The organism is Aerosakkonema funiforme FACHB-1375, from assembly GCF_014696265.1.
GTDB classification, from domain to species: Bacteria; Cyanobacteriota; Cyanobacteriia; order Cyanobacteriales; family Aerosakkonemataceae; genus Aerosakkonema; species Aerosakkonema funiforme_A.
Genome location: NZ_JACJPW010000006.1, coordinates 39814 through 52907, shown reverse-complemented (window position 1 = coordinate 52907; position 13094 = coordinate 39814). Strand labels below are relative to the sequence as shown.

18 protein-coding genes are annotated in these 13094 nt (G+C 45.1%); 12 read left to right on the top strand and 6 right to left on the bottom strand.

Annotated elements, in window-relative coordinates; all coding sequences use genetic code 11:
* Positions 1-6 precede the first annotated feature (6 nt).
* The 10 genes from H6G03_RS03695 (at position 7) to H6G03_RS03650 (ending at position 8088) form a co-directional block, all read left to right on the top strand.
* Positions 7-660 (top strand): COP23 domain-containing protein, encoded by a 654-nt coding sequence (locus tag H6G03_RS03695; protein WP_242060294.1) that lies wholly within the window; start codon positions 7-9, stop codon positions 658-660.
* Positions 661-1518, top strand: a complete 858-nt coding sequence (locus tag H6G03_RS03690; RefSeq protein ID WP_242056963.1) for a S1 family peptidase — start codon at positions 661-663, stop codon at positions 1516-1518.
* 94 nt (positions 1519-1612) lie between these two features.
* On the top strand, positions 1613-2506 hold the full coding sequence (locus tag H6G03_RS03685) for a S1 family peptidase (protein WP_190462190.1): 894 nt from the start codon (positions 1613-1615) through the stop codon (positions 2504-2506).
* A 70-nt stretch (positions 2507-2576) separates the two neighbouring features.
* The gene (locus H6G03_RS03680; RefSeq protein WP_190462188.1) at positions 2577-4139 is read left to right on the top strand and encodes a hypothetical protein; all 1563 of its coding nucleotides are present in this window, start codon (positions 2577-2579) and stop codon (positions 4137-4139) included.
* A gap of 325 nt (positions 4140-4464) precedes the next feature.
* A complete protein-coding gene (locus H6G03_RS03675; RefSeq protein ID WP_190462186.1) occupies positions 4465-4788 on the top strand; it encodes a hypothetical protein in 324 nt (107 codons plus the stop codon).
* Between the two features lie 47 nt (positions 4789-4835).
* The gene (locus H6G03_RS03670; protein WP_242056964.1) at positions 4836-5261 is read left to right on the top strand and encodes a hypothetical protein; all 426 of its coding nucleotides are present in this window, start codon (positions 4836-4838) and stop codon (positions 5259-5261) included.
* Between the two features lie 195 nt (positions 5262-5456).
* Positions 5457-5651 carry a hypothetical protein gene (locus H6G03_RS03665; protein WP_190462184.1) on the top strand — a complete coding sequence of 65 codons (195 nt, stop codon included), beginning with the start codon at positions 5457-5459 and terminating at the stop codon, positions 5649-5651.
* Positions 5652-5693: 42 nt separating this feature from the next.
* Complete coding sequence (locus tag H6G03_RS03660; RefSeq protein ID WP_190462183.1) at positions 5694-6299, top strand: hypothetical protein; 606 nt, start codon at positions 5694-5696, stop codon at positions 6297-6299.
* 77 nt (positions 6300-6376) lie between these two features.
* Positions 6377-7165: a DsbA family protein gene (locus H6G03_RS03655; RefSeq protein ID WP_190462179.1), complete on the top strand. Its 789-nt coding sequence runs from the start codon at positions 6377-6379 to the stop codon at positions 7163-7165.
* Between the two features lie 86 nt (positions 7166-7251).
* Positions 7252-8088, top strand: a complete 837-nt coding sequence (locus H6G03_RS03650) for an alpha/beta fold hydrolase (protein ID WP_190462177.1) — start codon at positions 7252-7254, stop codon at positions 8086-8088.
* Between the two features lie 5 nt (positions 8089-8093).
* Here the strand turns inward: H6G03_RS03650 and H6G03_RS03645 are convergent, their stop codons facing one another.
* The 3 genes from H6G03_RS03645 to H6G03_RS03635 form a co-directional block, all read right to left on the bottom strand.
* Positions 8094-8396, bottom strand: a complete 303-nt coding sequence (locus H6G03_RS03645; protein WP_190462175.1) for a DUF1816 domain-containing protein — start codon at positions 8394-8396, stop codon at positions 8094-8096.
* Between the two features lie 178 nt (positions 8397-8574).
* The gene (gene rlmB, locus H6G03_RS03640; RefSeq protein ID WP_190462174.1) at positions 8575-9582 is read right to left on the bottom strand and encodes a 23S rRNA (guanosine(2251)-2'-O)-methyltransferase RlmB; all 1008 of its coding nucleotides are present in this window, start codon (positions 9580-9582) and stop codon (positions 8575-8577) included.
* Between the two features lie 88 nt (positions 9583-9670).
* The gene (locus H6G03_RS03635; RefSeq protein WP_190462172.1) at positions 9671-10081 is read right to left on the bottom strand and encodes a Mini-ribonuclease 3; all 411 of its coding nucleotides are present in this window, start codon (positions 10079-10081) and stop codon (positions 9671-9673) included.
* Positions 10082-10111: 30 nt separating this feature from the next.
* On the opposite strand from H6G03_RS03635, the gene H6G03_RS38665 reads away from it, so the two are divergent.
* On the top strand, positions 10112-10243 hold the full coding sequence (locus H6G03_RS38665; RefSeq protein WP_255512174.1) for a hypothetical protein: 132 nt from the start codon (positions 10112-10114) through the stop codon (positions 10241-10243).
* Here the strand turns inward: H6G03_RS38665 and H6G03_RS03630 are convergent.
* The 3 genes from H6G03_RS03630 to H6G03_RS03620 all read right to left on the bottom strand — a co-directional run bounded on the left by H6G03_RS03630 (position 10211) and on the right by H6G03_RS03620 (position 12133).
* Complete coding sequence (locus tag H6G03_RS03630) at positions 10211-10555, bottom strand: STAS domain-containing protein (protein WP_199315114.1); 345 nt, start codon at positions 10553-10555, stop codon at positions 10211-10213. The two genes, H6G03_RS38665 and H6G03_RS03630, sit on opposite strands and share 33 nt — an antisense overlap.
* 223 nt (positions 10556-10778) lie before the next feature.
* Positions 10779-11939 carry a glutamine-hydrolyzing carbamoyl-phosphate synthase small subunit gene (gene carA / locus H6G03_RS03625; protein WP_190462169.1) on the bottom strand — a complete coding sequence of 387 codons (1161 nt, stop codon included), beginning with the start codon at positions 11937-11939 and terminating at the stop codon, positions 10779-10781.
* Positions 11940-11971: 32 nt separating this feature from the next.
* The gene (locus tag H6G03_RS03620; RefSeq protein WP_190462167.1) at positions 11972-12133 is read right to left on the bottom strand and encodes a hypothetical protein; all 162 of its coding nucleotides are present in this window, start codon (positions 12131-12133) and stop codon (positions 11972-11974) included.
* A gap of 18 nt (positions 12134-12151) precedes the next feature.
* Between H6G03_RS03620 and H6G03_RS03615 the strand changes: the two genes are divergently transcribed.
* Positions 12152-13033: a retropepsin-like aspartic protease family protein gene (locus H6G03_RS03615; RefSeq protein ID WP_190462165.1), complete on the top strand. Its 882-nt coding sequence runs from the start codon at positions 12152-12154 to the stop codon at positions 13031-13033.
* The last annotated feature ends 61 nt before the right edge of the window (positions 13034-13094 follow it).

Here is a 13094-nt window from a genome sequence, read left to right as displayed (position 1 = left end):
CAATCGATGTTTTTTTCTCTGATTATGCTGTTTAAAGAGATTACCACACAGAAGACATGGAAAGTATTTACAAAAGTTGTGGCAACGGGAGCGATCGCCCTCAGCAGTATAGCGATCGGCACTCCCCCCAGTCCAGCCCAAAACGCCGCTGCACGAGGATTTTTTTGCGATACCTCTAGCGGTACACCCGTCACAATCTATCAAAATGCACAAGGAACTCAAGAACCTTGGATTCGCTGGGTTTCCAATGCTTTTGCTAGTTCTGGTTATAATCCGCAAACACGCTGCCAAGAAGTTAGCGGACGTTTGGAAACTTATCGCCGCAACAAACAACTGAAATATATCACTGTCGGCGTGATGAACGGGCAACGAGTTGTTTGCACCGCCAGTCAAGTTAATGGACGTTGCGAAAATTTGATTTTTACCCTCAAATCGAATCAAGACGCAGTTCGGACGTTGAACAATCTTTTGGCGTGGCGGGAAGGACAAGCGGGTGCGCCTTCCCTGCGTGAAAGCGGTGCTATTCCTTACATCGATGTGAGTGGACGTTTGGGAGATGACGGCAATAGCGAGATGCCGCCTTCAGTCAGCCAACCGAGCAATACTCAGCCGATGCCTCAACAACCTAATAATAATGGCGGCGGATCGCGGGAGCTTTAGATGACCCTTGGGGAGAGGCAAAGTGCGGTGCTGAAGCTGATGGGTGGTTTTGCGATCGTTCAGTTATTGGTAGGCGCTGGGAACCTAACCCCCCCAGCCCCCCTTCCCTGCGTAGCTTGCTTCTCCGAAGGGGTGGGAAGGGGGGTGCAAGAGAAATCTTGCCCCCCTCTCCTGGTAGGAGAGGGGTTGGGGGAAAGGTCAGATCTTCGCCATTTAGCACAAATTACAACAGTACGCATCCTGACTGGTAATGCGTCTGGTTCTGGTGCGATCGTGCAACGACAGGGACAAACTTACAAGGTACTAACCAGTTGGCACGTTGTTGCTTTTAGCCAACGCTATACCATTATCACCCCCGACGGTCGGCGCTACACCCCAACTTTCAATCCCAGACAGTTGGGAAACAATGACCTAGCAGTAATTCAATTTCGCAGTAACACAAATTACCAGGTAGCGCGAATTAGTACCGAACCGACAGTGGTAGGAGAACAGGTATTTGCGGCGGGGTTTCCCATGTACCAACCTGGGACTTTAACCACTACGTTCGATCGAGGTATCGGCGTATTTCGGTTTACCTCTGGTGCAGTATCCCTGCTATTGCCAAAATCCCTATCTCAAGGTTATCGCTTGGGCTACACAAATGATATCGCTGTCGGTATGAGTGGCGGCCCAATTTTTAATAGCAATGGGTTGTTAATTGGTATTAACGGAAGGGTGAAAAATCGCGATCCAGATTTTGGCGTCTATGCCTTTGAAGATGGCAGCGAACCTTCACCAACAATGTTAGAGCAAATGGTGAATTCTAGTTGGGGAATTCCGATTAGTACCTATTTGCAATTTGTTTCCTTCATTCAATAGGTACGTTGTTGGGCTTTAGCCCTAAAAGCCAATAACGTACCTGATAAGAGCGCTGAAGCGCAACAACGTACCTATATCATTCATGGAGTTAGTTATGCGGTTTAATCATCTACCACACATATTAGCTGGTACGGCATTTGTAGCAGCAATCGTGATTAATCAACCAGTAATGGCTAAAACGGCTAAAGAGGTAGCTAAAATTGCTGTACCCACAACCGTCAGAATTGATAATTTACTCAGTAAAGATTATGGTGGATCGGGGGTAATTATTGGGAAAAAAGACAATACATACACCGTTTTAACTGCCAATCATGTAGTCGAAAATCCCAATGCTGAATACTCGGTTTACACCAGCAAAGGTAAAACTTATTCTGTGAAGTCTGTTACCAGATTACCGAAAAATGCTAACGATACAGATTTAGCAATTATTACTTTTGAAAGTCCTGAAAAACAAGCCGTTGCAGCCATTAGCAATTCCGATGAAGCTTCGATTGGTTCGGGAATTTATATTGCTGGTTATCCTCTGGCAATTGAAGCTGGTGGAGAACGAGAATTTGAGTTTACCGCCGGACAGATTTCCAGCCGTCCCAATAGTCGTGCTAAGGGATATACCATGCGCTACGATGCAGTAACTCGCAGGGGAATGAGCGGTGGCCCAGTTTTTGATGTGAATGGGCGAGTGATTGGTATTCACGGGGAAGGTGATGTAGATGGTGCGATTCAATCGGAATCTGCTGCTGGGGGAGAAATAAGGGTTAAAACTGGATTAAATGCCGCAATCCCAATTAATACTTTTGTGGCTTTGATGCCTCAAGCTGGGATGAATACTTCTATTTTAACCAGGGATGATAACCCTGCGGATAATGTGGAAGCAACCCAACCTTCTCGTCAGGAAGTTAGGGGTTGGTATGGTGATTTTAAAAATGTTGTTGACGTTTTTCAACAACTTCGGCGGGTTGTCCCGGTGAGGCTTCCTTTTGGTTTTTAATTAGGTTTTTTGCTGGAAATAATGGGCGGTAAAAATCCGCTCATTATCAGTTAATTTTGTGAGGTAAATTATGCGTCGGATGCGGTTTTTGGCTTTGGGAATTGTTAGCTTTGTAGTTGCGATCGTTGGTACTTTACTCGCTCCTGGTACATTTGTCAATCGTGCTTTTTCGGCTGCACTTTGTACGCTTTTCAGTTTTAATTGGACGGTTTGCACGGTGGATTTGGGGGGAAGTTCTCAGCGAGTGGTAGCGGCGAATCCCCCTGCTGTAGTTGCCGATATTTCTAACTATTTGCAGGCGCAGCGAGATCCGAGTGAATTTGGCGATGAACCGAGTGCGCCGTCGCCACAACAAAGTAATCCGCAAGCGCCGCCGTTTCCGCAAGATCCTGGGCCGAATTTTCCGGTGCGTCGTGAGTTTGATGGCAGTGATACGAATTCAATACCTGCAGTAGTAAACGAATTTACAGGTAATTCAAACTTTCAAGATTTGCAGCCAGGAACACACAGATTTATAGATACTAAAGGTTGTGAACAGATTGCTGAAATAAAATCTAATGGAAATAAGAAATATGTGGAATCAGCAGTTCTGCATTTAGCTAATGATGGCATATCATGTAGCAGTGGCGCTTTTGAAATATTAGCTAAATATGCAGCTGATGGTAATAGCGTTACTCTTACGGCTAAGAATAATAATCCACCTATAGTCGTTCAAGGATTAAGAGAAAATACTTGGCAAATCAGCTACACCGATCAAACTGGTGTTCAAAAGAAAGAAAGATTTAGTTTTGGCGATATAAGCTATACACAAAATATTTTTATATCTCAGTTTACCAAAAATATAAATGATTGCAACAATAAGGATGTTACTCAAAATTCAGTAGATCTTGTAAAGAAAATAAATATTAGCGAAGCTAATTCAAAATGTAGGGAAGAAAGAGATTATTGTAGGAAGCTTAAGGTAGCCGCAGACTTGATAAAATTGAAAATTCCAGAATTAGGGGAATTACTAAGCAATCCCTTAACATATTGGTTTGCTGGATCAGGTGCTACGCTGATATCTAAAATTCCTCCAAATATATCCTTAACCTTCCTTATTACCTGGAGCATTATGGCTTTTCAGGACGCTAATTATTGTTTTTACTACTATGGTGAAATAGGAGGATACCACACTGATATGTTGATAAGCGCCCTCAAAATTGGTGGAAGGACTCAAGAAGAAGCCACCAATAGAATCGAACAAGTTGCGTCTGCAAATCGCATAAAAGCAGAAGAAAGATGTAATGGGCCACTTCCACGCTTTCCAGTATATCCACCTAAACAAACTGCTGTAACCGCAAGAATCTCACAAATTGATGATGTAGCCACCATCTTTATCGATGGTAGAAAAGCTAAAGAAGGTGGCTATGCTGGTGGTGGAAAAGGAGGCGATACTGGTTGGGGGCCGCTCGAAGTTAGTAGTGGTACGCATCAGGTCAGACTGGTAGTAAACAACACCATTGCTGGTCAGTCAGGTGGATGGTTTGAAATTAAAGTTAATGGTGAACTGAAAATAAATCAAGGTCGTCGTTTTCAAGATGATAGGGTTACTGGAATTAAATACGATGAAACAACCACTCTCGAAGTCCCTTAATTTTGAGAAAGTAAAGTCAGTGAGGCATCGTATCTGAAGATTGCCCAAAACCTGTATCTAAATTTGAAAAGTTCGATTGCGATCGCCCCTAAACTCAGAAACCCGGTTTTTCTAAAAAACCGGGTTTCTTTGGCATAAACGATACCTTGATATGTGAAATAACAGTGAAATGGCAGCCAATATTCTGAATACAATCGAGCTATTTTCAATGTTAGCGATCGCAATCAACAAGCAATTAGGTAAGGTGCGATCGCTCTTTTTTTCATCATAACAAAAAAGTGCCACATCTTATAATTATATAAACCAGATTATACCTAAAACTAGCGTGACTACAGGGCGAATTCCCGATGAGATTCCTACCAACTTACAAGAACAACTCCTAATGCAAGATGCCAAAGCTGCTGCTGCACAAGCAATCAATTGTAAAGAAATTCTCGGCACACCACAAGAACCATTAAGAGATGCGCCTCGACTGGTTGCTAACTATGGCGGCAATCTTGAAGATTGGGTTAAAATGGCTAGTACCCAAACCAACATTATAAATGGAGCGTCTGTACAAATTCATTGGTTCCGAAATCGCCAGACTCTTGAAAATGTTGAATTCAAGTTTAAACGGCAGTATCTTAAAACAATATCTACAAATCTTTAGGTAATTAAATTATGCAGATTCGTTGTATTGCTAATACGGGAGAATTTTTGAACGAAACCTACTTAGACCCTGCTGTAGGTCGTACCAAAGAAACTGAGTTTCAATTAACAATTGGTAAGGAATATACAGTTTACGCTCTTTATCAATGGCAGGGAAGCATTTGGTATTATATTTGCGATGATGGATATACTTACTATCCCCAGCAAAATCCCGCCCCATTATTTGAAGTTATTGATAATCGATTATCTTCATATTGGAGGTTTAAGGTTTATCCAAATGGGCTGTTAAAATTAGCTTTTGAACAATGGCTATCAGATCGGTATTTTTATGATAAATTAACGGATGGAGAAGAAACAGAAGTTTTAATTTTTGAAAAATTGAAAGAACTTATAGATGCAGAAGCTTTATCTGCCGCAAGCAAAAACAACGTTCTTGAATCTGTTGTTTTGACAGCAAATATTTCTTGCCCCTAAACTCAGGAATACAGATGAAAATAAATGCGATCGCCTATTTCTTATGTGGTAAACTAAAAAATAGTATGCTATTTGCTCAAATAAGGTAACTTGATGGAAAGCTGTACAGTTGCGATCGCCCATTCAGAAATCCGGTTTATTAGAAATCACCATTGCTGCAACTATTAAAGCAACTTTACCACTTGCTGTTGTACTATGTCAGAATATTCACCTAACTCCCAATATCTAGCAGTTGCCAAAATTAAGCGTCGTCAGGCACTTTTGGCACAACACCCTAAGACAGCACAAGAGAATGTCAACCAAATTCTACATCCCCATCTATGGCAAAGAGATTCAAGCCAAGGATGGACAGAAACGCTAGAACCAAATTATGGAACGTCTAACCCCTGAAGATTTACGAGATATTTGGATACGCTTAAATAGAAAAAATTTATGCCCTACAGCCAATTCACCACCATCACTAAAGTTAAAGAAGCCTTCAATTTAACCACAGTAGAAGGCATCAGATTTCTGCCTGAAATTCCCCCTATTCAACCCAGCAATACCCTGGCTGCAACTCTTGAAGAAACTCTACCACTTGCTGTCGCTACAGGCAGCGAAAAAGCCAGATCTGAGCTAATTATTAGCCCAGTTCTTGTAGAAGTACGACGCATTCTTAACCGTCAAATTAGTATGTTTTCCGGGGAAGATTTTAACGTGGATGAATCTCTGGGACTGAATGGACGCTGCGACTTTCTGATCAGTCGTTCCACCGAACAATTAGCCATTGAAGCACCAGCCATTATTATTGTAGAGGCAAAACAGGCAGATTTGAAAACAGGAATCGGTCAATGTGTTGCAGAAATGGTAGCAGCACAGAAATTTAATGAAGCCAAACAAAAACCATTGTCCATCCTATATGGGTCGGTTAGTAATGGTCTCCAATGGCAATTTCTTAAACTTTCTGGAACTGAAGTAATCATCGACTTAAATGTTTACTCCTTACCGCCAGTAGAGCAAATTTTAGGATTTTTGGTTTGGATGGTACAGTTCGAGTAGCAAAAAGCGATCGCCTCTCTTCTGTTTCCGATAAAAACAAGCATACTAGATAGTGTAAGCACATCGAGAGGTTATTTATGCGTCTAGTTCAGTTGTGCGCGATCGCACTCACAAGTTTCCCAAACATTGTGAAAAAAAGATTGCGATTAGCCGCACCGTTGATATTATGTTTTATAATAGCTTGCTGGTCATTTCCCGCGCAAGCAGCTACCCGCATCAGTCCGCGCTTGCAAGAACAGGTTTTGCAAATTATTCGCGAAAATCCAGAAGTAATTCTCGAATCTTTACAAGCTTATCAGCAAGCACAACAACAGAAATTACATCAAGCACAGCAGGCATTTTTGCAAGACCTGAAAAGTAACCCGAAAGCAGTAATTGCTGAGTCTCCTACGACTGGTGCGAAGGATTTAAAGATTGTGCTGGTAGAGTTTTCAGATTTTCAATGCCCCTATTGCGCTAAGGCTCAGGAAACTATCAAACAGTTCATGGCAAATCATCAGGATGAAGTGACTTTAGTTTACAAACATTTCCCCTTGACTTCGATTCATACCGAAGCAATGCCAGCTGCCAAAGCTGCTTGGGCAGCCGCTCAACAAGGCAAATTCTGGCAATACCAAGACGCCCTCTTTTCTCAGCAAGATAAATTAGGAGAAGCGCTGTATTTGGAGATTGCCCAAAACCTCAATCTAGATATGGAAAAGTTTCAGCAGGATCGCAATATTGCCGATAATGCAATTGTTCAAGATATGCTCCTCGCTGAAAATTTGGGAATTACCGGCACTCCATTTTTTGTGATGAACGGTCAAGCATTCTCTGGTGCTATTCAGTTATCCGATATGGAGAATATTTTGGCTCGCGTTCGGTAATTAATCTCTTTAGCTGCGTCAGACAGACAGCTTCAAACGATCGCGAAACTAGGAATATCTGACCCACCCCACTCACCCCCTCCCCTATGCTCCACGTCCACATCCACGGCAAAGGTTTTCCGATACTTTGCCTTCACGGACATCCCGGTTCGGGTAGCAGTATGTCCGTCTTTACCCAGCACCTTTCCCAGCGATGCCAAACTATCGCCCCCGATTTGCGGGGATACGGCAGGAGTCGCGTTAAGGGCGATTTTGATATGCACGACCATTTAATCGACTTGGAAGCGCTTCTAGACTCCTTAGAGATCGATCGCTGTTTGGTGTTGGGATGGTCGCTGGGAGGCATTCTGGCTATGGAATTGGCACTCAGATGTCCGAAACGAGTCAGCGGTTTAATTTTAATTGCGACAGCAGCTCGTCCTCGGGGTAGCCATCCCCCCATCAGTTGGGAGGATAATTTATACACAGGATTAGCTGCGATTTTAAATGGACTGCAACCGGGATGGCAATGGAATATCGAAACTTTTGGGAAGCGATCGCTTTTCCGCTACCTCATTCAGCAACATAACTCCAGTGCTTATCGATACATTGCTGCCGATGCTGTTTCAGCATATCTGGGTACTTCGGGTGCGGCAACGCGATCGCTTATGACAGCCCTAAAATCTGGGTACAACCGACTCGAACACCTATCCCAGATTGAATGTCCTTGTTTGATGTTAGCTGGGGCAGCCGATCGTCACATCACCGCCGAGTCGAGTTTGGAAACAGCTCGTCACCTCAAAAACTGCGAGTGGTACTGCTACCCCAACACCGCTCATCTGTTTCCTTGGGAAATTCCCTCACAGGTACTGGGAGATATCGATCGCTGGATGGAAAGTCATCCCGATATATTTGCGACAGCTTCTCAAACGAGCGATCGCTAATAGTTTTAAGCCTTAAAGCTGGCTACGCTCGATCGACCCTTATACGCTGACGATCCTTTGCGGTTCGATCTTTCGATCGTTTCGTGTTCCACAGTCACCTTAGCTGGCTTACAACGTTTTAGCAAAACAGCACTAACTTGAGCGCCTTCTGCTTTCAAGTCTTCTTGGTAGCCACCTATTTCTGCCTCTGCATCCTTAGCACTCAGAAATGGGCCAAAGTAGTAGGTACAACGGGGGCTCTGTGTCTGGATCTCTATCCACCAAGCCAAACCGAATAAATTGAGAATGCTAATCAGAATCTCTTTCATAGCCTTTACCTTTTTTATGGGAGCAGACGCCCTTTATAACGGCTTTTTATTTACATTTCTTTATATTGTTTAACATTTCTTTTTTGAAAAGATTTTTTTTGTCTAGCAATTTAATAGGGGAATAGAGGGAGAGCAGAAGTCATCTCCCTTGGTGATTTGCCGATCGAACTCTCTCAACCTAAGTTGCTGGCCCCTTTTTCGCAGTCTCTAGGGGCCGTGTATTTGTTGGCCAACGGCGTCGGAAAATCTCATACAGAGCCATTCCCGCCGCTACAGATGCGTTCAAGCTTGCGGTTTTTCCTAGCAGGGGAATGGAGACCAAAAAATCGCAGTGGCGCTGTACGATCAGGCTCAGACCTTCGCCTTCAGAACCGATCGCGAAAACTGTCGGTTTATCGAACTTCTCGATCGTATGCAGCGACACAGGCGCATCAGCTGCCGTACCGTAGATCCAGAAACCAGCCTCCTTCAATTCTTCCAACGCTCGACTGAGATTGACCACCCTCGCCACTGGAAAATTTTCCAGTGCGCCTGATGCTACTTTGATTACAGTTGAGGTGATCCCTACAGCTCGTCTTTGGGGAATTACCAAACCTTGCGCTCCCATCGCCTCTGCGGTGCGAATAATCGAGCCAAGGTTTTGGGGATCGGTAATACTATCGATTACCAACAGCACAGGTCGATCGGAAACTGACTTCGCTTTAGCAATCAGATCCGCGAGTTCTATATAGGCATAAGCTGTTACCTGTGCGGCTACACCCTGATGATTGCCGCGATTAGTAATTTGGTCTAAACGTTTGGCTTCGACTTCATCAATTACCGCGCCGTTAGTTTTTGCTTGCAGCAATAAAGTGTGAAAGCGGGGATCGTAACGCAACTGCGGTAGTATCCAAATCCGATTGAGAGAACGCTGATTTTCCAAAGCCGCTAGCACACTTTGGCGACCGTAGATCAGGTCAGAGTCTTCGGTACTTTGGGGCTCGATATGTTTTGCTTCGCTGATATGAGGTGCGCCAGCGATTTTAGGTGCGCCAGCGATTTTAGGTGCGCCAGCGATTTTAGGTGCGCCAGCACCAGGTTTCCCAATCCGAATCTTCTTGACAACATTCGGTTTTACCCTGGATTTTAAAGGTCTACCGCGATTTGGCTGGTTTTGAGCTTCTGAATTCCGATTTTTTGGAGCCATATTTTTTTTGTTTCAGCTCTTCAGCCTTATAGTTTAAATTTACAAAAAACAAAGCGATCGAAAAAGCTATCTAAAGAACAATTAGTAATTATTCCTCTGGGATGGCGTCAAGTTCTAATTGCGCTAACAGCTGAGTCAATCTTTCCGGATTGGTGAGGTACAAATAGCCTAATAAAGTTTCTAAACTTGTTGCCTGTTGATATATTTCTGGGGCTAGGCGCTTCGGGCCTCCTGAAGCCGCATTGCGTCCTCGTCGCAAAATTTCTAACTCTGCATCGGTGAGGAGGGCTTGGAGCGATCGCAGATGTCGTGCCTGACTTTCTGCTCGCACCTGAGCTACCACTTGTCGATGATAACGTTCTATTCGTTTGGGAGGCAGGAGATAACGGTTGCGGATATATAGTTCATAGACCGCATCTCCCAGATACGCCAAAGCAGCTGGGGAAAGTTGCTGGACTTCTGTTAACGAGCGTGAGCCAGAGAGCAGGGGTGGAAACATTTCACCTTATTATACCAGAAAGGTCTATTTTTGACTGTCTCGGTTCATCTCGATCGCCTGGGCGTATTGCCATCTGAAAAAAGCTATCCAGAAAGCCGATCGGATAGCGACTGCGATCGCTTACCCAACTTATTGCAATTTTTCTACAGCAGCATCAACTGAAGATTGCAAAGACAGAAACTTTTCCAACCGCACCAGCTTGACAGTCTGAGTTACGCGGGGATTCGTAACAATTTGCAAAGAACCCTCAGCATTTTGAGCTTGCTTGGCTAGCTGCACTAAAGCGCCCAATCCAGAGCTATCGACAAAATCGATTTGAGAAAGATCCAAAATAATATTTTTCGGCCCTTGATCGATAGAATTGCCGATTACCTTCCGAAAAGTCGGCTCTGAAAAGGCGTCTAATAAGCCGGTCAGGCGAAATAGCTGGTATTTATCCTTGATTTCTCGCGAGCCTCTTAGGCTAACGGTCAAGTTTAATTGTTCAGGAATAACCGCCTCCTAGCTAGAAAATAGTCCTTAAGTCGAGGCTCCAGTATAGATATTTTCTGGGTAATTGTCTACTGGCTGGCGACTAGGGGCTAGGGCTAGGGGTTAGGGGCTAGGGGAAGAGGGAAGAGGAAAATATTCATTCTTCCACTCCCCCACTCCCCCACTCCCCCGCTCCCCCACTCCCTCTTCCCCTAGCCCCTAATCCCTAGCCCCTAGCCCCTGCTTTACGCGACTCGCGCATCTGTTGGACAAATTGTTCAAACAGATAATCGGCATCGTGGGGGCCAGGGCTGGCTTCTGGGTGGTACTGCACCGAAAACAGAGGTAGGTTTTTGTGACGCAATCCAGCGACTGTACGATCGTTCAAGTTGAGGTGCGTAATTTCCACTTCCCCATCGGGCAAAGTATCGGGGTCGATCGCAAAACTGTGGTTTTGACTCGTAATTTCTACCTTTTGGCGCAGACCTGCGGGTTGATTTAAACCGCGATGTCCGAATTTGAGCTTGAAAGTTTCCGCACCCAAGGACAGACCGAGAATTTGGTGTCCCATACAGATACCGAATACCGGTTTTTGGCTATTCAGCAGCGCTTTGGTAGTTTCGATCCCTTCTGTGACCGCTGCGGGGTCGCCCGGGCCGTTGGAGAGAAAAATGCCGTCCGGGTTATATTTGAGAATTTCTTCCGAAGGTGTATCTGCGGGAACGACGATGACTCGGCAACCGAAACTGGCCAAACGCCGCAGAATATTCCGCTTCACGCCAAAATCAAGCGCTACAACGGTAAGGCGTTCCTCTTCACTCGATTGGGTAGCTGGGTTAAACTCCCAAACAGAAGTAGTGGGATCTGACCATTCATAGGTCTGGCGAGTAGTTACTTCTCGCACCAAATTTAACCCGTTCATGTCGGGGGCTGCTTGTACCTCTGCCAATAATTCGGCGGGATCGAGAATTTCTGTGGAAATTCCACCGTTCATAGCGCCAAATTGCCGAATCTTGCGGGTAAGGGCGCGGGTATCGATGCCGTAAATACCGGGAATATTGTACTGTTTGAGGTAGTCGGGTAAAGATTGAGTAGAGCGCCAGTTGCTGGGTCGGGTCGTGATGTTGCGAGCGATCGCACCCCGCACTTGGGGCCGATCCGATTCTTCGTCCTCTGGATTAACGCCGGTATTTCCCAATTCTGGATAAGTAAAGGCCACAATCTGACCGCAATAGCTGGGATCGGTCAGCACTTCCTGATAGCCCGTTATGCCGGTATTAAACACCACTTCCCCTATCGTTGTTCCCATAGCACCGAAAGACCAACCACGATAAACGGTGCCATCTGCCAGCACGAGCAAAGCCGGTTGAGCATCAAAGAGGGGCATAGTTTTTTAGACACAGACTAGGAGCGATGCTATTATTGCACGACCGTTCCGTAGGGTGTGGGTTTTAGATGCTGATTGTGTTGAGATGCGATCGCATTTCCGATCTTGGCAAGACTGAAGCTCAGTTTCCAAAACCCCTTCTCTATAAAGGTTAAAGTGGAAGCGGCGGTACAAGGAAAAAGTTTTTCAGGCAAAATAAATTAAATACTAATATGCCAAAATTATCTCGCCCCACTGCATTACCGATATTGCTTTTTGGCACGATCGCACTTATTAGCGTTGCTTGTAACAATAATAACTCTACTACCAGTCCTAGCAGCAACGCCCAACCAACTGTAACCCCTGCTACCACTCCAGCGTCAACAACTCCCGTTGCCAAACCGATATCTTTGGCAGCGAAGACAACTACTAGCGCTGTACCCCAATCGGATACTTACGAACAAGCGCTTGTCAAAGCTGCCAGCGCCAACAGTATCAGCCAATCTGCCAGTTCTCAAGATGACTGGCAGATTGTCAGCAACAAATGGCAGCAAGCGATCGAATTGCTCAAAGCTGTACCCGCTGCCAGTCCTAAGTATGCGATCGCCAAAACAAAGTTAAAAGAATACCAGCAGTATCTCGACTACGCACAATCGCGGGCAAATCCCGGTTCTAAGCCAGTGTCTGCTATTTCCAAATGTACTGGCAAGCCACAAAAAAGCTCCACAATAGCAGCCGGAACTGTGTTTCGAGTTCCCATCAAACGCCGAGAAGGTGGCACGGTGGTAGTTGATGTTAACTTTTTCAGCTTGGGGCTCAAACAAACCCACGAAATGATTTTGGATACGGGGGCTAGCGGTACTGTGATTACTCCTGTAATGGCATCGGCATTGAGGGTAAAACCCATCGGCTTCGCCAAAGCTAATACTGCCAGCGGTCAGGGGGTAGTGTTTGGCGTTGGTTGTATCGATTCTATGGAAGTGGGGGGTGCTTCAGTTAGGAATATACCAGTAGCGATCGGCTCAGCGCTAGATATCGGATTGCTGGGACAAGACTTCTTCGGCGGCTACGATATCACCATCAGAAATAACGTGGTGGAATTCCGCCAGCGTTGAGGGCGTCGGGGTTAGGGAAAAGGGGAGTGGGGGAGTGGGGGAGTGGGGGAGCGGGGGAGTG